This window comes from Shewanella sp. Shew256, from assembly GCF_002196695.1.
Classification (GTDB): domain Bacteria; phylum Pseudomonadota; class Gammaproteobacteria; order Enterobacterales; family Shewanellaceae; genus Shewanella; species Shewanella mangrovisoli.
Map to the genome: position 1 here is coordinate 489,373 of NZ_NAJR01000004.1, position 24,543 is coordinate 513,915.

20 protein-coding genes, 3 tRNA genes and 2 rRNA genes are annotated in these 24,543 nt (G+C 47.7%); 9 read left to right on the forward strand and 16 right to left on the reverse strand.

What is annotated here, in order from left to right; genetic code table 11:
- Positions 1-17: 17 nt before the first annotated feature.
- From B5P39_RS10285 to rlmKL, 3 genes are read right to left on the reverse strand one after another with little or no spacing between them, the layout of a single operon-like run.
- Positions 18-1,940, reverse strand: a complete 1,923-nt coding sequence (locus tag B5P39_RS10285; protein WP_088211427.1) for an ABC transporter ATP-binding protein — start codon at positions 1,938-1,940, stop codon at positions 18-20.
- 1 nt (position 1,941) lies between these two features.
- Entirely contained in the window at positions 1,942-2,181 is a 240-nt protein-coding gene (locus B5P39_RS10290; RefSeq protein ID WP_088211428.1) for a glutaredoxin family protein, read from the reverse strand.
- The gene (rlmKL, locus tag B5P39_RS10295; RefSeq protein WP_088211429.1) at positions 2,174-4,315 is read right to left on the reverse strand and encodes a bifunctional 23S rRNA (guanine(2069)-N(7))-methyltransferase RlmK/23S rRNA (guanine(2445)-N(2))-methyltransferase RlmL; all 2,142 of its coding nucleotides are present in this window, start codon (positions 4,313-4,315) and stop codon (positions 2,174-2,176) included. The genes B5P39_RS10290 and rlmKL overlap by 8 nt, the downstream gene beginning before the upstream one ends.
- Positions 4,316-4,572: 257 nt before the next feature.
- Between rlmKL and B5P39_RS10300 the strand changes: the two genes are divergently transcribed.
- The 7 genes from B5P39_RS10300 to atcC all read left to right on the forward strand — a co-directional run bounded on the left by B5P39_RS10300 (position 4,573) and on the right by atcC (position 7,949).
- Positions 4,573-4,649, forward strand: a tRNA-Met gene (locus B5P39_RS10300).
- Between the two features lie 62 nt (positions 4,650-4,711).
- Positions 4,712-4,788, forward strand: a tRNA-Met gene (locus B5P39_RS10305).
- Between the two features lie 33 nt (positions 4,789-4,821).
- Positions 4,822-4,898 (forward strand) — tRNA-Met (locus tag B5P39_RS10310).
- Between the two features lie 429 nt (positions 4,899-5,327).
- Positions 5,328-5,612 carry a cold adaptation protein ActJcold adaptation protein ActJ gene (gene atcJ, locus B5P39_RS10315; RefSeq protein WP_011622321.1) on the forward strand — a complete coding sequence of 95 codons (285 nt, stop codon included), beginning with the start codon at positions 5,328-5,330 and terminating at the stop codon, positions 5,610-5,612.
- Positions 5,613-5,753: 141 nt separating this feature from the next.
- Positions 5,754-6,284: a cold adaptation protein AtcA gene (atcA, locus tag B5P39_RS10320; protein WP_176399906.1), complete on the forward strand. Its 531-nt coding sequence runs from the start codon at positions 5,754-5,756 to the stop codon at positions 6,282-6,284.
- Positions 6,284-7,042 carry a cold adaptation protein AtcB gene (atcB, locus tag B5P39_RS10325; protein ID WP_088211430.1) on the forward strand — a complete coding sequence of 253 codons (759 nt, stop codon included), beginning with the start codon at positions 6,284-6,286 and terminating at the stop codon, positions 7,040-7,042. The genes atcA and atcB overlap by 1 nt, the downstream gene beginning before the upstream one ends.
- Positions 7,043-7,052: 10 nt before the next feature.
- A complete protein-coding gene (gene atcC / locus B5P39_RS10330) occupies positions 7,053-7,949 on the forward strand; it encodes a cold adaptation protein AtcC (protein WP_011716640.1) in 897 nt (298 codons plus the stop codon).
- A 58-nt stretch (positions 7,950-8,007) separates the two neighbouring features.
- Here the strand turns inward: atcC and B5P39_RS10335 are convergent, their stop codons facing one another.
- The 11 genes from B5P39_RS10335 to B5P39_RS10385 all read right to left on the reverse strand — a co-directional run bounded on the left by B5P39_RS10335 (position 8,008) and on the right by B5P39_RS10385 (position 20,179).
- A complete protein-coding gene (locus B5P39_RS10335; protein WP_088211431.1) occupies positions 8,008-8,436 on the reverse strand; it encodes a DUF6678 family protein in 429 nt (142 codons plus the stop codon).
- Positions 8,437-8,617: 181 nt separating this feature from the next.
- Complete coding sequence (locus B5P39_RS10340; protein WP_088211432.1) at positions 8,618-11,464, reverse strand: ExeM/NucH family extracellular endonuclease; 2,847 nt, start codon at positions 11,462-11,464, stop codon at positions 8,618-8,620.
- Between the two features lie 239 nt (positions 11,465-11,703).
- Positions 11,704-12,219 carry a GDYXXLXY domain-containing protein gene (locus B5P39_RS10345; RefSeq protein ID WP_088211461.1) on the reverse strand — a complete coding sequence of 172 codons (516 nt, stop codon included), beginning with the start codon at positions 12,217-12,219 and terminating at the stop codon, positions 11,704-11,706.
- Positions 12,219-13,331, reverse strand: coding sequence for a DUF4401 domain-containing protein (locus B5P39_RS10350; RefSeq protein WP_088211433.1), 1,113 nt, complete (start codon positions 13,329-13,331; stop codon positions 12,219-12,221). The genes B5P39_RS10345 and B5P39_RS10350 overlap by 1 nt, the downstream gene beginning before the upstream one ends.
- On the reverse strand, positions 13,324-14,388 hold the full coding sequence (locus B5P39_RS10355) for a DUF2157 domain-containing protein (protein WP_088211434.1): 1,065 nt from the start codon (positions 14,386-14,388) through the stop codon (positions 13,324-13,326). Before B5P39_RS10355 ends, B5P39_RS10350 begins: the two co-directional genes overlap by 8 nt.
- Before the next feature lie 224 nt (positions 14,389-14,612).
- The gene (locus B5P39_RS10360; protein ID WP_088211435.1) at positions 14,613-15,008 is read right to left on the reverse strand and encodes a hypothetical protein; all 396 of its coding nucleotides are present in this window, start codon (positions 15,006-15,008) and stop codon (positions 14,613-14,615) included.
- Positions 15,009-15,175: 167 nt separating this feature from the next.
- On the reverse strand, positions 15,176-15,571 hold the full coding sequence (locus tag B5P39_RS10365) for a hypothetical protein (protein WP_011625878.1): 396 nt from the start codon (positions 15,569-15,571) through the stop codon (positions 15,176-15,178).
- A gap of 34 nt (positions 15,572-15,605) precedes the next feature.
- Entirely contained in the window at positions 15,606-16,070 is a 465-nt protein-coding gene (locus B5P39_RS10370; protein ID WP_088211436.1) for a GNAT family N-acetyltransferase, read from the reverse strand.
- Positions 16,071-16,152: 82 nt separating this feature from the next.
- Positions 16,153-16,755 (reverse strand): GNAT family N-acetyltransferase, encoded by a 603-nt coding sequence (locus tag B5P39_RS10375; RefSeq protein ID WP_088211437.1) that lies wholly within the window; start codon positions 16,753-16,755, stop codon positions 16,153-16,155.
- 427 nt (positions 16,756-17,182) lie between these two features.
- Positions 17,183-17,806 carry a 2OG-Fe(II) oxygenase gene (locus B5P39_RS10380; RefSeq protein WP_088211438.1) on the reverse strand — a complete coding sequence of 208 codons (624 nt, stop codon included), beginning with the start codon at positions 17,804-17,806 and terminating at the stop codon, positions 17,183-17,185.
- A gap of 225 nt (positions 17,807-18,031) precedes the next feature.
- Positions 18,032-20,179, reverse strand: a complete 2,148-nt coding sequence (locus B5P39_RS10385) for a M3 family metallopeptidase (protein ID WP_088211439.1) — start codon at positions 20,177-20,179, stop codon at positions 18,032-18,034.
- 691 nt (positions 20,180-20,870) lie between these two features.
- On the opposite strand from B5P39_RS10385, the gene B5P39_RS10390 reads away from it, so the two are divergent.
- Together B5P39_RS10390 and B5P39_RS10395 are read left to right on the forward strand one after the other, a co-directional pair.
- Complete coding sequence (locus B5P39_RS10390; protein ID WP_088211440.1) at positions 20,871-22,928, forward strand: bifunctional 2',3'-cyclic-nucleotide 2'-phosphodiesterase/3'-nucleotidase; 2,058 nt, start codon at positions 20,871-20,873, stop codon at positions 22,926-22,928.
- A 237-nt stretch (positions 22,929-23,165) separates the two neighbouring features.
- A complete protein-coding gene (locus B5P39_RS10395) occupies positions 23,166-23,870 on the forward strand; it encodes a DUF2057 domain-containing protein (RefSeq protein ID WP_088211441.1) in 705 nt (234 codons plus the stop codon).
- Between the two features lie 275 nt (positions 23,871-24,145).
- Here the strand turns inward: B5P39_RS10395 and rrf are convergent.
- Together rrf and B5P39_RS10405 are read right to left on the reverse strand one after the other, a co-directional pair.
- Positions 24,146-24,261, reverse strand: a 5S ribosomal RNA gene (gene rrf, locus B5P39_RS10400).
- 176 nt (positions 24,262-24,437) lie between these two features.
- Positions 24,438-24,543 (reverse strand): 23S ribosomal RNA (locus tag B5P39_RS10405); the annotation flags it as partial.

Consider the following 24,543-nt stretch of genomic DNA (forward strand, 5'->3'; position numbering starts at 1 on the left):
CCATTTTTATTATTGGTTTACTTCAGTGACTCAAGCTCTTCCCATCGCTCGAAGCAAACTTCCAATTGCTTTTCTTTATCCGCCAACAGGTTCAATACCGAATTGATTTTATCCTGTGTTTGACTATAAAAATCTGGGCTTGCCACTGTGGTTTGCAATTCGAGGATTTCTGCCTCTAATGTTTCCATCAACTCAGGCATGGCCTCTAATTCACGCTGTAACTTATAGGACAGTTTTTTCGCGGCTTTGGCGGGCTCGGCCACTTTCACCTCAGCGGTTTTTACTGTCGCAGGAGCTTCGACCGTGTTTGGCTGACTAGGTTCCTCTGAATAAAACTTTGCCCCTTGGTCAATTGCGTCTTGATAACCACCAACATACTCGCTCCAATGCCCATTACCCGCATACCACCAGCTGCTGGTGACAGTGTTATCGATAAAGGCCCTATCATGGCTCACAAGCAACAGTGTGCCTTGATATTCAGTCAGCAGCGACTCTAGCAATTCTAGGGTCTCAATATCAAGATCGTTTGTCGGTTCGTCGAGGATAATCAGGTTAGCAGGACGAATTAGTAACTTAGCCAGCAGTAATCGATTTTTCTCACCACCCGATAATGCCTTTACTGGCGTACGGGCGCGCATCGGCGAAAATAGGAAATCCTGCAGATAACTTAAGATATGACGGTCTTGACCATTAATGGTGATAGTCTTTTTCCCCTCACCCACGTTGTCTTCAACGGTTTGCTCAGGATCCAACGCCTCACGGTATTGGTCAAAATAGGCAATCTCTAACTTAGTGCCGACTTTCACCTCACCCGATTGAGGTTGTAACTTCTCAATCAACAGCTTAATAAGGGTTGATTTGCCACAACCGTTCGGGCCGATAAGCGCAATACGATCGCCTCGAAGTACTGTGGTATTAAAGTTTTTAACCAGATTTTTATCGGGCAGATTGTAGTTTAAGTCCTTTACATCGAAGACTAACTTACCCGAACGCTCGGTATCGGCCACCGCCATCTTGGCACTGCCCTGACGATTCAAGCGCTCGCTACGTTCTTGACGCAGTGCCTTGAGTGCACGCACGCGGCCTTCGTTACGGGTACGACGGGCCTTAACCCCTTGGCGGATCCAGACTTCTTCTTCGGCTAAGCGCTTATCGAATAAGGCGTTTTTCTCGGCTTCAACCCTTAACCATTCCTGCTTACCATCGAGGTAAGCTTGGTAATTGCCAGGCCATGAAGTCACCACGCCGCGGTCTAAATCGACGATGCGGGTGGCCATGCGGGCAATAAAGCCCCTGTCGTGGCTGATAAACACGATAGCGCCTTGGAAATCCAGCAGGAATTTCTCCAGCCATTCAATGGTATCGATATCTAAATGGTTAGTCGGTTCATCGAGCAGCAATAAATCCGGCTCACTGACGAGGGCGCGGGCAAGCGCCACTTTACGCTGCCAACCACCGGATAATTCACTTAAGGATTTATCGGGATCGAGGCCTAATAACTCACAATTTTGTTTGATGCGCGAGTCAAGCTGCCAGCCATTGTGATGATCTAAAGTCTCCTGCAGCTTTTGCATTTGATTAAGCATGCGCTCCATCAGCTCAGGTTCGGCATAAGCTACATCGTGGGACAGTTGATGGTATTGCTCTAACGCTTCACCGACTTCCTTTAAACCCGCAGCAATATAAGAGTAAACCGAGCCCTGCTCCGCCTTTGGTGGATCTTGCTGCAAACGGCTGACTGTCACGCTGCCATCGATGTTGAATTCCCCTTCATCGACCAGCACGTCGCCGGATAAAATCTTCAATAGACTCGACTTACCCGCACCGTTGCGGCCAACAATACACACTCGCTCGCCGCGCTCAATGGTAAAATCGGCATTTTGCAGCAGCGGAGTATAACCATAGGCTAACGAGCCATTATTGATACGAACCAGACTCAAACTAAGCTCCTAAAAATTCTTGTAATTGGGTAGCGTCAAAGGGCCAAAAGAGGCAACGCTCATCCGCGGCCTTCACCACGGGAATACACACGCCATAACGTTCAGCTAAGGCTTCATCATCGCAAATATCGATGGCCGTAAAAGGCACCTCGGCGGCATTAAGCAATGCCGCAGCCTGTTCACATAGGTGACAGCCTTCGGTGTGGTATAGAATGTAACCCGCTTGCAGTAAATTATGCATGGGTGATTAACCAAGTATTATGGATATGGGGATTGCGCTTGTAATCCATAGGCAAGGTCAGATCATCGATGTTTTCCACCTTGATTTTCATCTTGGCCAAGGTTTCGGTGTCCATCTTAAACTTGCGTTTGTTGTTGGAGAACACTATTTCCCCATTTGGAGTTAACAGCTTGATGAGCATGCCCAGTAAATTCACATGGTCACGTTGTACATCGAAGGAATCTTCCATGCGCTTGGAGTTAGAGAAGGTCGGCGGATCGATAAAAATCAAGTCGTACTGCACGGATTTATCGAGCGCACTATCGCGGATCCATTGCAAACAATCGGCCTGCACAAACTCATACTGCTTACCATGAAGGTCATTAAGCGCAAAGTTTTCCTTCGCCCACGCCAGATAAGTGTTTGACATATCGACCGTCGTGACCGACTTAGCACCGCCTAATGCGGCATGCACAGAGGCAGAACCCGTGTAAGAGAACAGGTTCAATACCCGGCATCCTTTCGATTTTTGTCCCACTAAGCGGCGGGTTAATCTGTGATCGAGGAACAAGCCTGTATCCAAATAGCCCGTCAGGTTCAGCTTAAACTTAGCGCCATATTCGGTGGTGATAAGCTCAAGCTTACGCTCATCAAGCTTTTGATACTGATTGGTACCCTTTTGACGTTCACGGGTCTTCATAGTGATCTTGTGCGGGTCGACACCAATCGCAGCAGGCAGCGCCAAGAGCACATCGCTTAAACGACGTTTTGTCACGGCCTCAGGAATGCTGGCCGGCGCCATATATTCCTGCACCACGATATGATCTAAGTAACGGTCGACCGCTACGTTATATTCGGGAATATCGGCATCATATAAACGGTAGCTGTCGATACCTTCTTTTTTCGCCCACTTTTCTAATTGCTTGGCGTTTTTCTTAATACGGTTAGCAAATGCTGGCGCGATATCGGCAATGTCCACCCCTTCCGGCAATACGGGCGTATCACGGCGAGTGCTTTGCGCGTGCAAGGTATACAGGTTAAAGGCACACTCTAGCGCGCCGTTAAACATCTTCATCTGCTTATCGGCTTTGAGTTTCAGTGCCGAAATCAGCTCGATATCGCTACAGAGCATAGCCACTTTCCAGCCGCCAAACTCTTTCTTAAACTTGTCGCCTAATTGGTAATACAGCTGCAATAGCTCAGAGACACTGCCTAAACGCTCACCGTAGGGAGGGTTAGTAATCATGTAACCTTCACCAGCGGGCGGCTCGACATTCAGCGCATTAGCAACCTTAAAGTCAATCAAATCAAGTACACCGGCGTTTTGCGCATTGCGTTTTGCCAGTGCCACTAAACGCGAATCGATATCCGAGCCGTAGAACTTCACGTCACAACGCTTTACGCCTAAAGAAGCGCGCGCCTTGGCCTCTTCTAAAATTTCATGCCATGTGGCTTTATCATGACGGCGCCAATGCTCAAAACCAAAACGGCTGCGCTGCAACCCGGGAGCAATATCGGCAGCCATTAATGCAGCCTCAATCAGTACAGTACCACTGCCGCAGAAAGGATCGAGTAAAGTGGTTGGCGCGGCTTTCCAACCACTGCGTACCAACATGTTGGCGGCGAGGTTTTCTTTTAACGGGGCTTCGCCGGTCGTAGAGCGATAACCGCGTTGATGCAAAGAAGGTCCCGAGAAGTTCATCGCAATGGTGATCACCCCATTACGGAAATGGGCGTCGATTTTAATGTCGGCATCGATACGGGCGACATTTGGACGGGCGTCACCGTCATCACGGAAACGGTCAACAATCGCATCTTTAATCTTTAACGCACCAAACTGGGTGTTGTTGATAAAACCGCCAGTGCCGTGAAAATCGATACTAAAGGTGTTGCGATTTGAGAAATGAGCAGACCAATCAATACAATAAGCTGCGTTATATAATTGCTCCGCCGACTCACAGGGGCCCTTATAGATCACCAGTACGATACGGCTGGCCAAACGCGTCCACAGGGTAATACGGTAGGCTAAGGCAAGCGGCGCGGTAAAATAGACACCGGCAACACTCTCTTTAATCTCAGTCGCACCAAATTCTGTCAGTTCTTGGGCTAAGCTATATTCAAAGCCCTTAGGGGCGGCAGCAAAAAAATTAAGCATGGGATAATCAATACGCAGTCAAAATCAAAGCGACATTATACCTGTGAAGCGACATAAAAGATAAACAGTTATTAGCCGAAACTCGATTTAGTCAGGCAGTTACCACTCTCTTTACGACAGATAAGCGGGCCATATTGCCCAGATTGTCCGAAATTCCCCCATTACGATTCATAATTAAGCACTCGTTCATTTTTTTGAAATTCCTCCTTGCAATGCCACAGCACTGCCGTTATAGTTCGCCCCGCTTTAGAGACGGACGCGGGATGGAGCAGCTTGGTAGCTCGTCGGGCTCATAACCCGAAGGTCGTTGGTTCAAATCCAGCTCCCGCAACCAATTTAAAGCCAAGGTGATGATATTCAAAAGGATATCTAATCTTGTAAATCCTCAATATCGGACGCGGGATGGAGCAGCTTGGTAGCTCGTCGGGCTCATAACCCGAAGGTCGTTGGTTCAAATCCAGCTCCCGCAACCAATTGATGGATAACAAATAAAAGTAATAATCGGACGCGGGATGGAGCAGCTTGGTAGCTCGTCGGGCTCATAACCCGAAGGTCGTTGGTTCAAATCCAGCTCCCGCAACCAATTATCAACTTAATATCATTAGGCCAGCATTAAGCTGGTTTTTTTGTGCCTAAAATTCACATCTTGTGTCTCTGATTCGTTTCAGCCAATGGTAACGACTCGCTCGTCGGGCTCTACTATCTATAAGCAACAGACGAAGTGGCTGGTTTAAATCCAGCACAAGTTGCTAGCCGTCAACTCACTCAGTTTACTTATCTTTTCCCCTGCCCCTGTTCGGCTTTATATATCTCATTTCCAAAAGCGCCGGCGATTTTCATCAAGCCTAATAAATGCCACGATTTCAGTCATAAATGCCAACAGAGTCGTTTGCCGCCCAATACGCATTTCTGCTATGATCCATCGCTGACTAATCATAATTCCACAAATTGACAGATAATCAGCACTTAGCTTTTATCTTGCGATACCAACCCATCGCCTGCAGGTACAAATATGATTAACCACTTTAGTGTGCTCGGTATCAAACCTAGCGCCAAAGAAGACGACATTAAAAAAGCCTATCGCCGGCTCTCAAACAAATACCATCCCGATAAGTTGTTAGGTGCCTCTGATGAAGAAAAAGAGCAAGCATCGCAGCAACTTGAGCGCGTTAAAAAAGCTTATGAAGTGCTATCAGATCCCAAGCTTAGAAATGCGTTTATCCGAGACTTCAACAATGTGATCGTGACCGATCCCAATGGCGCGATGCGCGAATTGTGGGATCAATTTTACCCTTAAGCGGGTTATTTCCAGTGCAACACTGGGAGTGCCAAATTAATGAGCTTAATTTGCCAAGCCCCTTAATTTGGACCTTTTATTGCAACACGGTTTATTTTGAGAAGCTGTTTGTTTGATAGCTTTTTATTTCGAGACATGCCCATGGCCAAAAAACTGAATATCTCACGCATTAATGAGCTTAAGACCAATGCCTACGACAATATCGAGTCCTATGATGACCCTGATACGCCCAAGGCACTGGAACAATTTACCAGTCAAATCAAAAAAGTATTACAGGCCGATCCTAAAATGCTCGAGTCGGTGCCCGAGTACCTGCCTGTAGCACTCTATGGCCGAGTCAAATTTCCAAGTGATGCCAAGCTCAAGTGGGCTCACTGGATAAACACCGCAACGCAGCCCGAGTGGGATGAGTTCAAGGTCACTATCGGCTTTAACAATGCCGATGTCCCATTAGTGCAGGCGGTGCGCGCCTATTCAGAAGATTTATTGATTGAAAGCTGCGCCGTACTCTATTTACTGGAAAACCAAGGCAAAAGTGCACCTGCGCCTAAACGCAGCGCTGACGATGATTTTGAAGACGAAGACAGTGATTACGCCGATTATTCCGATGACGATGATGACGGCGAAGAGGAAGATGGCTACTACGATCACTACGATGATGAGGACCGCTAATGAACACTAGTCTCATTGAAATAACCGTTGCCGAGATTAAAGAGCTCGCCGATGTCGAGCCAAAACAGGCCAGTAAACGTTTCGAACTCATCGCCACCACAATGAACGATGAGCAATTAGTTGAAGTCATTGAAAAAATGGATATTGTGACCCTGACGCAAATCAACAGTCACCACGATATCTCCTGCCCGTCAATTATGTCGGAGCTGATGACCCCAGAGCAAATTCGCGACATCGTCTGTCAGCAACCTTTGTATTGGGAAGAAAAAATCAAGAACAATGCCGAAGAGCTCATTCAGCATACCTTTGATTTTTTGACCTATTTAATTCGCATCCAAGACAGCGAAGAAAAACAAACCGCTATTTTAGAATGTATTGCCGAAGATCCCGCCGGCCTCTTCTATCTGTCTATCCCCTTTATCGAGATGATGTTGGGTGAGCGCCACGACGATGAAGACCACTTCAACGATTATTACGACGATGAAGAAGATACCGACACCGTCGGTTATGACAGTCGTGTCGACAGTGAAGAAGCCCATAGCTTAAGCCTAGATGACCCACGTAGTCTGATGGCGTTAATCCATGAGCTGGCACCCGATGTAGAAAAAGCCATTAAAAACCTGCTGCGTAACGAAAGCTCTGGCTGGGAAATAATCATTAACAAGTTCGTCAATGAACTGGTTATCCAAGCGAAAGAGAAAAACCAAGTCACGGACGAATACGCAGAAGTGGATGATATGTTTAGCTTTTTAGATTAAGGATCCTTAGATGCAACTGGTACTGCGTGATTTAGACCAAGGCCCATACCTGAGCAAGGTGTTGGCCAAAGGCCAAGCAGACGACACCCTTAGCGGTGAGCAGCTCGCACAAATCAAATCTAAAGCCATTTTGATGAGCCTCAAATTGGCGGATAAGTTCTACAACAAGTACAAGATGCACTTACTGGAACAGGCGGCGCACGATGTGATTGGCGTCGTCAGTCTCGGATTAATGGAACTGTCTGATCAGGACCAACAGCAAGCGGTGCGTTTATTGCTCACCGCCGATGGCGTGGTCAAATGCTTCCAAAAGGGTTGGAGCATGCTCAGCGTCGTCAGCAAACATAAGCTGGTGAATGGTAAGTCGCTCTATGGTGATGTGGATAAATTCCTGCTGGAACAAGTCTCTACACCGCCAGATGCCGAAGAGTGGCTGGGCTATGAGGCCTACCAAGATGCATTGGCCGAGCACCAACGTCAGCAATCGATTGCGGCGCTAATGGCGCAGTTTTATGCCCAAACCAGCTATGATCCTTTAGATTTCTTAAATCTGGAGAGCGTATTGGCCGAAGCCGTGTTGTATCGGATGTTGTTTGATAATGCCAAAGTCAGACAAGATCTGAAAAAGCGCATTGCCAAAATCAGCTTGCAGGACGAATGGTTTAGCCTCGAGTATATCGAGCAGCAAACCCAAAAAGCCTTGGCGGAACTCCCAGCGGAACTGGCCGAGACCATCGGTAAAGATTTGGGTAAAAACTTTGCGCCAGCATTGCTGCGTACATTGAATTTCGCGAAAAGCTACCGCGAATTGCTGCTTAGCGACGCCTCCCCTGAGCGTTTAGAAAGATTCGAGCATAAAGAAGGACTCGTCGGTCTACTCGGCTGGCCACTTTATATCGTGCTTTAATCCTTAGCGGGGCGCTAATCAATTAGCGCCCCGCTTTTTATCTACCATCTGAAGTTGCTTACGCTTCCTTTATCGTCTCGCCACCAGCTGCAATACAAAATACCGGCATAGCCGCATCGGGGCGAAGATAGCCCCAAATCCTGATCCCTTGCGCTTCTTTGCTGTAGGGGAGCCGATACTTGTGCAGTTGCGCCTCGATATAATCAGTGAAATCCGTGGTTTTTTCCGGCAGTAATCTGCCGCGGTGTTCTCTTTTGAGCGGATCAATCTCAAGCCATTCAATCCTCTCGCAAATTGCGAGTAACTCGTCCCACCACACTGGCGTAAAACCAGGGTTTGGCCCTTCATCTTCCAGCAGTTTATAACGCACATGGGGCACAAAATCCGGTTTTTCATGGAGCGCCTGCTCAAGCTGACGCCATTTAGTCAGATTCATCACCGAGGTTAATTGGTGCTGATTGAGGTACGCCAAGGTGTCTGCATTCATTGCGATGAGTGTGCTCCCTGTGAGTAAAAATCCATAAGTAGCGTCATCTTAGCTTAAGCGAGGATGTACTTACAGCGACTTAGCTTGAATTTCAAGCACGCGATTGTGAATTAAAGTAAGCGAATAAACGTAAAAAAGCCTGCAATGCAGGCTTTTGATATTTAAAGAAAGAGGCTAAGGCTTAACGGAAGGTCAGTGACGTGGTATCCGTTAATTTATCATTGTCTTTCACGGTTAACTCGACCGTATGCAGCCCGCGGCGTGCTTGGCGAAACACAACAGGACCACTTGCACGGCTACCGTTATCAAACTTCCATTTATGCTGTTTGATCACACCGTCAGTGTCATAGCTGGTCGAAATAAACATATCGACTAACCATAAATTGATGTGCTGAATTTGTGCAACGGGTGGCTTTTTCACATTCTCAACCACCACAGACACCATATGTGAGCTGCTATGGCTTAAACCGTCATTATCGGTCACGGTTAACGTCACTAGATAATCACCAGTTTGCGCATAGGTGTGGGATACCGACTCGCCCATGGCTTGGCTATTATCGCCAAAGTCCCACTGAGTAGAGACAATTTGGCCGTCGCTATCAATGGAAGTTGAAGTCAATTGCACACTCGCACCATTCACAAGCTGAGTAAAGCTGGCTTCAGGAGCCACGTTTTCCGCTTCAAGCAGGAGTGAAATCACCACAGGATCATGATCCGATGAGCGATAAGCATCACTGGCATAAAGGTCTTGCAGCTGCGCAGCCGTCTTAAACTCTTCGTTGTAATCTAACACGCGTGGCTCGTCGGTATTGATATGCCACTCGGTCACATCTAGGACTTTATCCACTAACGCGGCATTGGCCAGTGCATGGTCTAACTGCCCAGATTCACCCGAGAATACATAGGAATAAGGATTGGCTTTTTCGAGTTTTGCAAACAACTCGCTAAAGCCAGCGTTAGCCAATGCGCTTAGCGGATCTTCCTTAGCGTAGGAGTTTAAGTCGCCAATCAGCAGTACGCCTTGCTCTGGATACTGCGCGGCAATCCACTGCCCCGCCGCCGTTGCTGCGCGGGTACGGGTAATATTGCAGTTACCTTGACCATCGTTCATATCTGGATCGCCTGCACACTCACTGCCCTTAGATTTCAAGTGATTAACCGCAACGACTACACTCTCCTCACTGCCGTTTAGCACGAAGGCTTGAGTCAACATAGGGCGGTTTTTGCTGTCGTCGAACAGTGGCTGCGCGGCGTCATTCAAGGGAGAGTTAGCACTCGATAAAATACGCGCATCACCCTGAGGGCTCACTTTGTCGCTGCGATAGATGAGACCGACGGTAATCGCATCCGTACCGATCGCACTTAAGTTGTTGCCATTGACCTTTGGAATAACATAGGCATAGCGATTTTCACCCACGGCGGCATTGAGGCCCGCCACGAGATCGGCAATCGCCGAGTTAGCGCCAAAGCCATCGTTCTCGATTTCCATCAGACCAAACACATCGGCACTGATCCCTACCATGGCGCTGACAATCTTCGCTTTTTGACGCTCAAACTCACTCAGGGTATTGGCACCGCGCGCAGTAGGGAAACCGCTGCCCTGTCCATCGCCATTAAAGTAGTTCAGTACGTTAAAGCTAGCGACTTTCAGGTTGCCGCCTTCGGCAAGCACTGGCGATTGTGGACGAGGGTTTTCTGCCACAAAATTAACTGGCTCAGTCGGCATAATGCGATAAAGATTAAAGCCATAGTGCATAACGCCCGTCAGACTCGTTGCTTTATCGCCCACACGCACAGTGTTTGAAGCGCTTAAACCTGGCGCCGGGAAAATCACAGGATCAGGGTTCTGCGCCGTTAAGCCATCGTCGAGTAAAATACTGTCTTTGAGATTGGCAGCAGTGACGGCTAAGGCATCTGTGCCTGGCGCGGCCACTTGCGTCCCAATAAAGTGACGGCTGCTACCGAGTGAAATTTCACCATAGCGGCCCAAGTTGTAGACTTCGTTCACCACCAGGTCTTGGCTAAAGCGGACGCGCATGCCTTCAAAGGGTTCAAAGTCATCGCTCGAATTCACAGGTAAGGTCACCACGGCGGCTGTCGGCAGGGTCTGCCCTGCGGCACACAGCTTATGATCGGCAACGGTAGTCAGTTCCGTTAAGCCTTGATATTCAGTGACTTTAGCCTTTAAGCGTATACGGTCGCCAACCACGTAACCCGTAGGCGCATTACCGGTATAAACAAACACCCCTTCCGAGGTTTGTGGATCGTTATCGGCTTCGTTGTCGGCCATTTGCACGAAGATGCCCTTGAGGCCAGCTTCTTGATTACTCACCACAATGGCTTCTACCACTAAGGTTTGTCCGTTTAACGGACTGACATTGGTCGAACCTTGCAGGGCATGGATAGGCGTTGAGGCTTCACCACAGGCTAATGAACTCGGTGGCGGCTCAACAGGATCGGTTGGTGTGCCCGCGCTGAACTTACCCAGATCCGAGATATCGTCTTTGGCAAAACCTAACCATGTATTAAAGGTGACTGCATCATCAATAATGGGATCGGCGATTAGTTGATCAGGATTGCGGCGCAGGGTATTGTCCTGCGTCGATAAATCACCACTGCCCCACTCACTGCCGGGATCGACGCCCACTTGACCTAAGCTATCAATCACTTGATCTTGATAGGTCAGCACAATGGCATCATCACCATTGAAAAAACTCGCGCTGCTTTGTTGATTTGTCACCGCCAGAATATCGGCCGATGCATCATTATCAGCAACCACATGAGTCGCCCCTGCGGCTAAGGTGCCGGTCAGGGCGATAGTCGTGCCCACCGTTGTGCTGCCATTAAAATAGAAGCGTAATTGATACTGGCTTAAATCGATGCTGCTGGCGGTTGGGTTGTATAACTCAATGGCTTTGTTGTTGCTGCTGCCTTCAACATATTCAGTAATAATCAGATTATCGGCTGCATGAGCAAATCCACACGCGCCACTGATGGCTAATGCCAACAGCGTTTTGTTATTAAACATAATGACCCCTAATAAGTATATTTTTTATATTGGTATTGAAGTTAAAGACTTACGATTTCACGAAGCGCTTAGCCTCGAAAACTGACGATACTATAGGGAATCAAGGTTACAAATTAGTTGCACGCAAGTTGCAACTTAAGATGGATATTTAGGCGGCGATTTAGCGGATTGGACTAGGAAAAATAGCGAAGATGGCGGGCATGGCTCACCATCTTGTTAAAGATCATCAGAGTAGCCCGTTATAGCGGCTGCAACTGCGCATCGAGTAGGCTGACTAACAACAATTCTCCCTTATCGCTAACTCTAAACTCGCCATACTTTGCTTGGCTGAAGTGGTCGGCTTGGCCCTCTTCAAAGAAAAAACTATTTGAGGCGAGTTTTACTCTATGATTGCGCAGACGAAAATCTACCGTGAGTTGCTCAGCCGTTTTGGGTTGATCACGGTAAATACCGACAAAGTGCGCCACCTTTTGCGAGTCGAGCGTCAACAGCAGTTGTCCCTGCGTCATCCCCTCGGGCAACGCGGCGCGCACCTCCTGTGCAATAGCATACTCCAAGGCCATGTAATCCCCCTGCATAATCGAGCGAGGATCCACTGGCGCTAAGGCAAAACGTACCACTTGGCCATCCTGTAATAACTGCTCAAACTGAGCGATTCGCCAGTTGATGCTTATCAGCAGTGCCGCAGCGGTAAACACCACTAAGACTATGGCGCGCTTATGAAAACGGCTTAATGCTAAGGTCGCTTGATTCATCATGCTTGCTCCTTTGCTGCGACCAGCACTTGTTTGATGGGAAAATAGCGCCACATCAGCAATCTCGCGATAATAAGCACTCCGCCTAATCCCATCAAATACAGAGATTTAAGCATCAAGGTCGTCTCTAGGGAATAATAATAGCCCGCCGCAAACACCAGCCCAGAGGCAATCCCCATCCCCTTAAGCCACACCTCGTGCCCGTAGTGCCCTAACAATATCAGTAGCACAGCCGTTGATAAGCCCTGCATTGGCAAAGACAGTGCACTAATAAGCACTAACCCTAAAAGCGCGAACAATATGGCAGGATGGGTGAATGGGATCTGCCATTGCTTACACAGACTCAGGAGCAAAAAGCTGCAGATGGCAAACACGACCAGTAAATGAATCGCGGTTATCCCCGACTGCCACCCCACGGCATACAACTGCGAAAACTCCCTATCCAGACTAAACACATGCATAAGTTGAATGGTGAGCAGATTTGCACTCGTGGCAAAAATCCACATTCTCGCCCTTTGATAGTGGTGCCCAGTGCGGTGAAGATTGAGTAGCACAATACTCGATAGCAATAGCCACAGCGTCGGCGTTAACGATAAGAGATGCCACTCGGCCAACAGGCCGGTGACACAGACACTACAGCCAAATGCAAATACCCACTGGGCCACAGTGTGCTTGATAATCCCCCAAAGCAGTAAAAACAATGCAGCCATGCTCAGATACCAAGCCAGATTGAAGGCTCCGCCGAGTAAATCAAACAGCCCCCAAGCCAAGGCAAGCGAGCCGCTTAAGCAGGAGGCAAAGGCAAACTGCTGCAAAAAGTGCTGTTGGCGCCCGCCCCAATATAAGGCAAGCCCTAAGCCTAAATAGCTGCCACCGATAAAGAGTGCCGCGCCCCCTTCGAATCGCCCCCACAAACTATCGAAAAGTGACACCATAAAACCTAATAAAAACCAAGCTGCTATCCAGGCTGCACCGGCTTGCATCAAGGCGATATACCAAGGCATGTCTTGGGATTCAGGCAACTCAGGGGAATTCACTGCGCCCTTGGTATACAAACTCTCCCACAGAGATTGCGCCGACTCATTCTGGAGCTCATTCGGGTGCTTATTCATGGCTTAGCCCCTCATTCTCGCTGGGTGTCTGCGTAGGCGAGATTCCCGCTTTAGCTTGCCGATGCAGTCGTCTTAACACCGCACTTAAGCCAGTGCTCGCTAAAATGATGTAAAGCCCAATCAACAAAAAGCCGCCAATGGGATCGCTATCGCGAAACAACAGTTCGGTGAATAGTGCCGCGCCAACGGTAATCAAGCTAAAGCCACCCAACGCCAAGGGATAAACCTGCAATCGTTTGTGCCTGAACCACCAGAATCCAAACAATAGATGGCCAACGTAGCCAACCCACACACCGACAAGCAGCGGCTTAGTGTCGCTCGGCTCAAAAATCATCCAACAGACCAGTAAGGTAAAACAGCCCATGGCCGTCAGTGAACTCGCATACTCTACAAATGGCGCATGCCAACGTCTGCTACTACTGCTGAGAAATACAAAGCCGTAGTAGATAGTCAGATTAAGTACCACAAAGAGACATAACCACAACTGTTCATCTAGCCAGAGTGAAGTCGTATCGACATACAGCCCAAGGCTTAAATTGACTAGCCCCACCAGCAGTAACCATAGACCGTCAAAGCCTGCCACCCACGCGAAGGGCAGAATCGCAAGCGCCCAAATGGCGAACAATTGCCAAGGATCGGCGCCGGTTTGATAAGTTTGCCCGACCAGGGCTAACAATCCTCCCACCAACAGGCTCACCACCAGCAGCGCAGCATTGGCAAGAGTTGCTCCAAATAAAGAATGAGAAGGATCAACGAGCCGCTTCGCCGCACTGCGATAATACAGCCAGACAAAGCTGACAAGGCTAATTAATAGCGCCGCTTCAATCAGCGCAAACTTGCTCATTCGCTCGAGGGACTGCCAGTTATAGGCAAAAAAGAAAATCACTCCGCAGGCAAAGCTTAACGCCCCCGACCATTGTAAAAGCTGTGCTAATAAGCTGCGCCAACTGGCGGCGTTGGGTGGTACGGATAACTGTCGATACAGTTCATTTGCCTCGGTTGGCGTGATATGTCCCTGTTCCAGCCATTCATAGACGTGCGAGGTAAGATAGCGCAATCTGAAATCTCCCTATTATTACCTGACGTGACAGCGCAACTTCACCAGATGCTATCACTAAGTGCTACAACTAGGTGCGCAACAAACCAGCCAAGTAAATTGCCAAAGATAGTCCCTATTGTATTGATCAATAGAGCAAATAGATAAGTGAATCTTCAGCCTTATCCATAAATCAACCAAAGGGATAAAAGCACGTCTTTTGAAGGGTAAAATGGTTAATCGAACTAAAGTGCTTGTAACTGCAGTGGACTCAGCACAGCAAGCAAGGCTATCAATAGAAACACTAAGGATTGCAAACGTAGACGTAGGCTGGCTTGGGGTGGGGATAATAAGGCCACGTAAAAAAGCCAAATCGCATACATACCGTAATTAAGCCCCAAAAACAGCAATAAGCTGTAGCCATACATTTCAGGAAGGAGTTTGAGGGCGCACACCAAAAACACGGCGGTAGTGGATAAATAGAATACCGATTGGCAATAGAATAGCGCGCTAAACCACTGTTTATCTGGCTCAGACAAAGGCGCATTCATCAGCTTCGGCAGCCGCTTTTGTTTCCCCTCCACTAAGTGGTAAACGCACACACCTGCGCTCAGGATTGTTGCTATCGCCAAACTGATCATTGGTTATCTCTCGCCCTTATTCGCGGCCATCAGGCCCTTGCTTATCTAGGGAGTAAGACCCGCCAAAGCTCAACTCTATTGCAGGTGCTTAACGCTAATTCAAAAAATCATTCTTTAGATAATAAAACAAAGGAGCCTTAGGCTCCTTTGTTTATCACACGCAATACTTACATGGTGGCCATGGTCCAGTAATCGAGGCGCTTTTGCGGATCGGCTAACAGGTTTTTACATTCTTCTTTATATTTGCCCATCAGCGCCCCTAAGTTACTTGAGCCGCCTAAGCTCTGGATCTGGCGCGCTTTAGCGTCGGCCACCGCTTGGGTGACTTCGGCTTCTGACTGATACTTCTTCGCCAGATTCTCAGCCTCGACCTTAGAGGTTTTTAAACGCTCACCCACAGCCTGCATTTGCGGAGCATTCATGGCGCCAATGGCCTCTGAACTGATTTGATAATAAGCAGCACATTCAATGGCTTCTTTACTAAAGGCCTTTTCTGCCTCATCGGCAACTACGCTATGGCTCACAGTTAACATTAAGCCGGCAACGGCAAACGCTTTAAACATCTTGTTGTCCTTTTTATTAGCAATTAAGCATAAACTACTTAAGCAATGAGTGGATCTCAAGCTCGTAAGTTAAAAATTTCTGATCCCGCACAAAGCCTAAGGCCTCATACAATCCCTGCGCGCGGACATTCTCCTTTTGGGTCTCGAGCACTAAGGCGCGAGCGCCCTGGGCTTTGGCATACTCAGTCGCCTGTTGCACCAACCCCCGACCGATACCGACGCAACGCGCATGCTGGGTGACAAACACATCGTTTAGGATAAAAATCGGCGCCAAACGCAGCGATGAATAACTGGGATACAACTGCACAAAACCCAATCCCATACCCTCGGGAGAGCGCGCGATAAACACCACGGACGAGGCATCCTGCAAACGCGCACGAATAAACTGCTCCGCCGCAAAAACATCATCCTTACAGCCGTAAAACTGCCGATACTCATTAAATAACAGGGCAACCTCATGACTATGGGATACGTCAGCGCGAGAAATAATGTTTGCCATCGGCCTTTCCTACCTCAAATCTACGTGCGTGTTGCGACTCCAAATAGCGAATGAATGCCGCCATTTGAAGCCTCAATTCGCCTTACTCTACCGGTCGTTGCTGTAAGCGAAATGCTAAGTTGTGTTTCACTGTGGCCCATTCGGAATCGATAATCGAATACACCACGGTATCGCGGATCGTGCCATCCTTGAGGATCTTATTGTTGCGCAGCACGCCATCTTGCTTAGCGCCGAGGCGGGCAATGGCTTGGCGAGATGCTTGATTATGCCAATGGGTACGAAACTCGACGGCAATGGCATCGAGGGTTTCGAAGGCAAAGGTCAGTAGTAATAACTTGGATTCGGTATTGATCCCCGTGCGCTGGGCGCGCTTGGCGTACCAAGTGTAACCAATCTCCAAATGGCGATGCTCGCTCTCCCAGTGGCAGATACGGGTGCAGCCGACAATCTCACCGGAGAGACGGTCGCGCACCGCAAACGGGAAACTCTCGCCGCGCGCTTTCTCATCTAAGGCTTTACTCACATAGGCTTTCATCTCACTTGGCTCTGGCACGCTGGTAAACCATAAACGCCACAACTCGCCATCCGCCACCGCTAAACTCAAGGCGGCAACATGGGATAAAGAGAGGGGTTCCAGCACGACATGTTCGCCCGTTAAACAACCTAAAAGATCGCGTTCGCCCACAGTATCGCCTCCATTAGCTGACTAAAAAGTGTGTCCTTGCGCACATTTTTTACTAGCCTAACATTAATCTAAAATAAAAAAACCTCTATTTTCAATGTGATTTGATAATTTCATTCTAGGTGCAGGCGCTAAGATTTCCTTAAGCTTCGCCGTCGAAAATGACATGTTGATGAATTGGATTAGGCAGATGTTGTAGTCGTTCTGATGCAGCTAAATAACGCAGGGCTCTAAAAAGTTCAAATAGTCATGACTCCCCTTTTAGCCTAGCGTTAGTGCAAACTAGCAAAGCGCACGACTTAGACATCGATTTGGCGGTAGTGGATAAAACACCCCCATTAAGATCAAAAAAGCGCAGTGTTTACTTAGAAACACTGCGCTTTTACGTCGCAATTAGCCTTTGGCTATCTCAAGTCAAAACTGCCTAAGATTAAAACCCATGCACGCTATTACTCACCCTAAACCAGCCGGCAATACTGTTGCGCTGGGCTAAGGTTTTACTGACCTCATGGGGGAAACGTTCGCTTAAGAAAATCACAAAATGCCCCATTTTAGGCGCGATGCGTTCAATCTCATTATCGGCTTCATCGTAAATAATCAGCTCGCCGCAATCTACTGGCGTCCAATCGGGATTTAAGAAAAATACTGTGGTTAAGATACGGTTTTGACTGCCTTTTAGCGCGTCCACATGCTTCTTATAAAAAGCGCCGGGTTGATACACAGCATAATGGCTTTCGTAGTCGAATAATCCCATAAATAATCGACGATTTAGGCCATCCTTTAACTGCGTCATCAAGTCTAAATAGAGGCTATCTGGCTCGCTCTGCTCCTCCAGCCACTGGATCCTATCGCGGCGAATATCGGGGTTGAGTTGCTGCTCTGCACCACGTCCAATCGAAGCCGCTTTGAGCTCATGTATTTCTGTTGCTTGGATTTTTTCCAATAATACTTGGCTAATGGGGTGAGGAATTAACTCAGGTAAAAAAATATAGCCTTTGTCTACCAAGGCGTCAGCGATCACATCCAGCACTGCTTCACTTAATTGCGAAACCATTAATGCTACATCCAATAATAAGAGGCTACGCTTTAGCTGTACTCAAGGGCTCAAAGGAGGGAAAACTGAGCCTGATTTTCGAGGGGCGTCGATACGGGATAAAGAAGCTATCCCACAGTCAAATTTGGCGGGATTTTAGAGTAAAGATTATCGAAAAACAATAGCGTAAAAAAAGGCTTGATAGGTTGCCCTACCAAGCCTTTGGCCCTTTTTACAATGAATCGTTTAATCGACTAAACCACGGCGGTTTAATAAGGCGTCGGTCGTGGGTTTTTGACCGGTAAAGTGGATGTAATCCTGCATCAGATCTTCGCTGTTACCTTTAGACAATACCGCATCACGGAACTTATCGCCGTTTTCGGCTTTTAAACCACCATGTTGACCCATATAAGCAAAGGCATCGGCGGCAAACACTTCCGTCCACAGGTAAGCGTAATAACCGGCAGAATAGCCACCCGAGAAGGCATGGCTAAAATAGCTCGACTTATAACGCGGTGGAATTGGCGCGAAATCGAGGCCGTGTTTGGCTAACACTTGATGCTCAAACTGTTCCACGTCCTTGATTTGGGTGTCGGCACCAATCGAGTGCCATTCCATATCCAGTAATGCAGCCGCTAAATACTCAACAGTATCAAAACCTTGACCAAATTTATTCGAGGCTAAGATTTTATCGAGTAGGGCTTTAGGAATAGGCTCACCGGTTTGATAGTGCTTGGCATAATTGGCAATGACTGCGGGGTCAATGTTCCAATCTTCGTTAACTTGAGACGGAAACTCCACAAAGTCACGTGCCGTAGAGGTACCCGCCACACTCGGGTATTTCACCTTAGAGAATAAACCATGCACCGCATGACCAAATTCATGGAACATAGTGGTCACTTCATCGAAGGTCATCAAGGTTGGACCGTTAGCAGGTTTCGGGATATTCAGTGCGTTATACACCACAGGCTTAGTGCCTAGTAGGCCGCTTTGAGTGACAAACTCATCCATCCATGCGCCGCCGCCCTTACCTTCACGGGCATAAGGGTCAAGATAGAACAGACCAATAGAGCTGTTGTCTTTATCGAAAACCTCAAAGGCGAGGACATCGCTATTCCATACCGGTAAATCGGTGCGTGGTTTAACGCTGATGCCGTAGAGTTTGTGCATCGCGAAGAACAAGCCATCCTTCAGCACAGAGTTAAATTCAAAGTAGGGTTTGATGCTGCTTTCATCGAGGGCGTACTTTTGCTGACGCACTTTCTCGGCGTAATAAGCCCAATCCCAAGGTTGTAATTCAAAATTACCGCCGGCCTTTTTGATTTCAGCTTGGATATCCGCCGCATCGGCCTTAGCGTGAGCCAACGCCTTAGGTGCCAAGTCATCTAAAATTTCATACACGGCAGTTGGCGTTTTAGCCATTTGGTCGGCCACGGCATAGGCTGCCCAAGTATCAAAGCCGAGTAAATTGGCTTTCTTAGCGCGCAGCTGCGCCATCTTCACGATTAAAGGGCCATTGCTGGCAACGGCGCGGTGAGCTGAGGTTTCCCAGACTTTTTGGCGCAGTTCGCGGTTATTTAAACTGGCTAAGATAGGCTGACGCGTCGTATTCACTAAGGTGATCAGGTAACCCGTTTTACCCGCCGCCTGTGCTGCGGCCGCTAAGGTGGCGATTTCGCTGTCAGATAAACCGTCCAGTTGTGCTTTATCGGTCACAACAATCACATCGTCTTTAAATGACTTTAAGCTGTTTTGGGAAAACTCAGTCGCAAGGGTCGCTAACTCAGCGTTAAAGTCGCGCATTTTCGCTTTATCGGCATCGGATAATTTGGCTCCTGCACGTACAAACTGCTCGTAATAAAACTCGACTAGGCGCTTATCTTCGGCATTTAACCCAGCACGTTGTTGATACACGGTTTCGACACGGGCAAATAAACTTGGATCTAAGTAAATATTATCGCGGTGAGCCGACAACTTAGGCGCTAAATCCGCCTCGTTTTTTTGAAAATCATCGTCGGAGATTAACCCCGCCAGATTGAAGAAGGTGCGTGACACTCGAGTTAACAACTCACCCGAGGTTTCCATGGCTAAAATCGTATTCTCGAAGGTCGGCGCCTGTTTATTGGCGATAATCGCTGCGATTTCAGCCTCATGTTCTTTTATCCCCTGCGCAAACGCGGGGGCATAATCCGAACTCTTTATCAGATTAAACTGCGGAGCTTGATCCTGCAGTGGACTCTTACTCAATAACACATTGGTCGCATTCGCTTGAGTCGATGCAGCGGCTTGTGTCGCAACCGCATTGGCGGCCTCAGTATTTGCTGCCGGTTTTTCTGAGCAAGCGCCCAATAACAATGCCGCGGCCACGGCAGTAGTAATAACAGACTTACGCATAGGAACTCCCTAGAGTGTTACTGCCCTGTCTTTATATTTTTTAAGTGAAAGGTGCGAGTAACGGATTTTGGCTTCTCTTCCAACTGACGCATGCTTTGGGCGTCCGTTTTCGACGCACAACCTTAGCAAGTTAAGCGAGCTTCGGCCAAGTTTTCAAAGCCTAGGATCGAGGGGAATTTGTATCTCTTTATGTGTGACGGCCGTCAAACGACGGCAACAAGGGGCTTTTGTCTGCGATTGAGCGACGAGCGGTCATAGGTAAGGCGTACAAACAATCAAGTTTTTAACTGGTAGAATTTATTTTATAAATAAAAGCTTAGGCAAAAACACCTCATAAAAATCGGCAACATTATCTCAAAGATTCATCGAATATAAGCGCAGGCGAAATTCAATCAGCTAACAAATATTAATTATTCTTAATAAACTGCTGGCAACATCGAATTAACCAGCCGATGAATAAAAATACCGCAGCCATGGTGCACAAATTAATCAATCAAGCGCCTAGTCACAATTTGAAACAGCTTTTATCCAATTAATGTCACATTCAGATCATCAAATCTCTTTATAATCCCCGTCCGTTAACTCAATGACGCGATTACCGAACGGTTCTTTCGTCATGAATTAACAGGATGATGGGCATGTTCTCAAAAGAACATGTATTAGGGTCAAATAAATATAAATAGAGAAAACGATGTTAAATAAAAAACTACTCGCAGTGATGATCACTGCCGCCTTAGGCGTAAGCGCCTGTGGCTCGGATGATGAGCAAATCGTTCAAGCGGATTTACGTGTATTAGAAACCACGGATCTGCACACAAATATCATGGATTTCAACTACTACAGCGGTAAAGAAGATCCGACAATCGGTCTAGCTCGTACCGCTAGCCTTATCCATGCCGCCCGTAAAGAGGCCAAAAACAGTGTACTCGTAGATAACGGCGACCTGCTTCAAGGTAGTCCTATGGGTGACTATATGGCTAAAGTCGGCCTACAAATGGGCGATGTTCACCCCGCCTATAAAGCAATGAACCTATTAGATTACGAAGTAGGAAATATCGGTAACCACGAATTTAACTATGGTTTAGATTTTTTAAATAAATCACTTCATGGTGCAGAATTCCCTTATATTAATGCCAACGTCTATTGTGCCGACGATAATGGCTGCTGGAATGATGTGAAAAAAGGTGAGCATTTATTCACCCCTTATATCATTAAAGAAAAACAAATCGTCGATAGCGAAGGAAATAACCAAACCATTAAGATTGGTTATATTGGTTTTGTGCCACCACAAATCTTATTGTGGGATAAACAAAATCTCACGGGCAAAGTAACGGTTGAAGATATTGTTGCGACCGCCAAGAAATATGTGCCTGAAATGAAAGCGAAAGGCGCGGATTTGATTATCGCAATCCCCCACTCTGGTATTGGTTCGACCGAAAATCCTGGCGATCCTATGGCAGAGAACGCAACCTATGCCTTGACCTATGTTGACGGTATTAATGCCATCCTCTTTGGTCACAGCCACTCTATTTTCCCCGATGCCAAATACGCCGACTTACCTAATACAGACGTGACTAAGGGTCTGTTAAATGGTGTGCCAGCCGTCATGCCTGGACGCTGGGGTGATAACTTAGGTGTGGTCGACTTTAAACTCGAGCGTAAAGACGGTAAGTGGTCTGTACTCAGTGCCACCACTAAGGCACGTCCTATCTATGATGGCGCGACCAAAACACCGTTAGTCGAAGCCGATGCAGCTATCCATGATGCTGTCGCCGCCGAGCACCAGGGTACACTCGCCTTCGTGGACGAGCCGATTGGGGTTGCTGCCGCCGATATGTACAGCTTCTTGACCTTAGTGCAGGACGATCCAACCGTACAAATCGTTTCTGACGCGCAAATTGCTAACGTCAAAGCCAAACTCCCTGAGGCGTTAAAAGATCTGCCCGTCTTATCGGCCTCTGCGCCATTCAAAGCCGGTGGTCGCCACGGAACGACCAGCGATGCAGACCAATATGTACAAGTCGATAAAGGCGCATTGACCTTTAAAAACGCCGCCGACCTTTACCTCTACCCCAACACTATGGTGGCGGTTAAAGCAACGGGGGCTGAACTGAAAGATTGGCTGGAGTGTTCGGCTAACCAATTCAATCAAATCGATCCAACCAAAACCACGCCGCAGGAGTTAATCAACTGGGATGGTCACCCAACCTACAACTTCGACGTGCTCGATGGCTTGACCTACCAAATTGATGTGACTCAACCGAGCAAGTTCGACCGCGACTGCGCCGTCGTCAATGCCAATGCTAACCGTATTGTCGATTTAAGCTACACAGATGCCAACGGTAAAGTCTTCACTGGCGAAGAGTTTGCGGCCAAAGAATTTATCGTGGCCTCAAATAACTACCGCGCCTTTGGTGGCAAGTTCGCCGGTACCGGCAGTGATCATGTGGTACTCGAACTGCCAGATACTAACCGTGAAGCCTTAGCGGCCTATATCACGGCACAATCTCAGTACAACGAAACCACAGGCAAGTATGAAGGCATGGTCAACCCAAGTGCTGACTACAACTGGGATTTCAAAACCATCAGCACCAATGTTGCGTTAGATATTCGCTTCCAAACCCAAGATAGCGACAAAGCCGCTGCCTTTATCGAAGCGAATAAACAGCGCGAAATGACCAAGATTAGTAAAGATGAACTCGGTTTCGCCGTGTACCGCATCAATCTAAGCCAAGATAAAGCGAAGTAATTTGCGTTATTGCGCTTAGGTTAAGCCAAAGTCAGGCTTAACTCAGTCTCGTACTTAGGCAAGAAAAGGCTCCCTGTGAGCCTTTTCTTTATTCTACATCGCAGCCAAATATCAATGAATGTATCGCGCTTTATGCATCCTTTGTGTGTTCTTTGTGACCATCAACTTAGCTCTCCACTTTGTGTTAACGGCCATCTCACTTATCATTAGTGCGTGATATCAACCAAGAGAAAGCCTATGAAATCCTCTGCTATCCTGTGCGCATCCGCCATACTGCTTGCCAGCCTGCAACCCGTTTGTGCCGAAGTTATCCTGCAGCTGCCAAGTGATGTCGAGCTGTTAACCGTGAATGGACAAAAGCCATTAAGCACCTCACCAGTCACGCTGAGCGATGGATTGAACCAAATCGCGTTTCGCTACAATGCCCAGTATCGCAAACAGGCTAATTCGGTACGCTATCAATCGGACGTACTGATCATCCGCTTTAATGAAACTGACCAAGCATTACAACTCAAACTGCCTAATATCGACTCGGCAAAAGCTGCAAAGCAGTTCGATGAGTCACCGTCACTCACGCTTTTAGATCAGCACAATCAAGCGGTTAGTTTTGATCAAGACAGATTAGTGAAAAACGGGCTTCAGATAGGCCGAAACTTCGAGCAGGAAATCTTTCAATACAATCAAGGCCAACATCCCGCATCGATAACGCTTGCCGCAGTGCAAAACCAGCCTCAAGTATCAGCAACAACGACTGCACCAACTCTGCAAGCCGCCACTTCTGCGCCATCAACAGCCGTAACCGCCAGTGCTGCTGCAGTAACACAAGGCACAGCACCTGACTCGCCGACCCAAGCTGAAATCAGCCATATGCTGGATTATTGGTATCACCTCGCCGATGACACCACCAAAGCAAAATTCAAGGCCAAAATTAACGAGCAATAAGCGTATTCGTTAGTTTTGGCAGTAACAAGCGAGCAAGACACCTATCCAATACAGAATAGAGCAGCCTAGGTTGCTCTTTTTATTGGCCTGATATTATTTGCCTAAATTGCTAGGGATAAACCAAGCTAAACAGTGAGTGAAGTGGGAATATATAAAGGGAGTAAGAGGTAAAAATTGCAAACGCCATAAACAAAAAAGCCAGCTTATTCAGCTAGCTTTCTGCTCTCTTCACGAGACTGTTTATCTTCACTTTTAAAAGTGAAATCAAATTAGGCGCTTGGCGATGACCTACTCTCACATGGGGAGACCCCACACTACCATCGGCGTGATTGCGTTTCACTTCTGAGTTCGGGATGGGATCAGGTGGGACCACAATGCTATTGTCACCAAGCAAATTTGTTATTCACTACCTGTCTTATTGTCGCAGGCAGTAAATGAATTCGGAAAGCTGGTTTGAGTTGCACTTCTTAAGTGTTTGTATTCAAGCTAAGTACTGTACGACCTCCAGGGAAGGAGGAAGTACTGGAAAATGTCTGGAACATTTTCAGTAAAACCCATCTGGGTTGTATGGTTAAGCCTCTCGAGTCATTAGTATCAGTTAGCTCAACGCCTCACAACGCTTACACACCTGACCTATCAACGTCCTAGTCTCGAACGGCTCTTTAGTGGACTT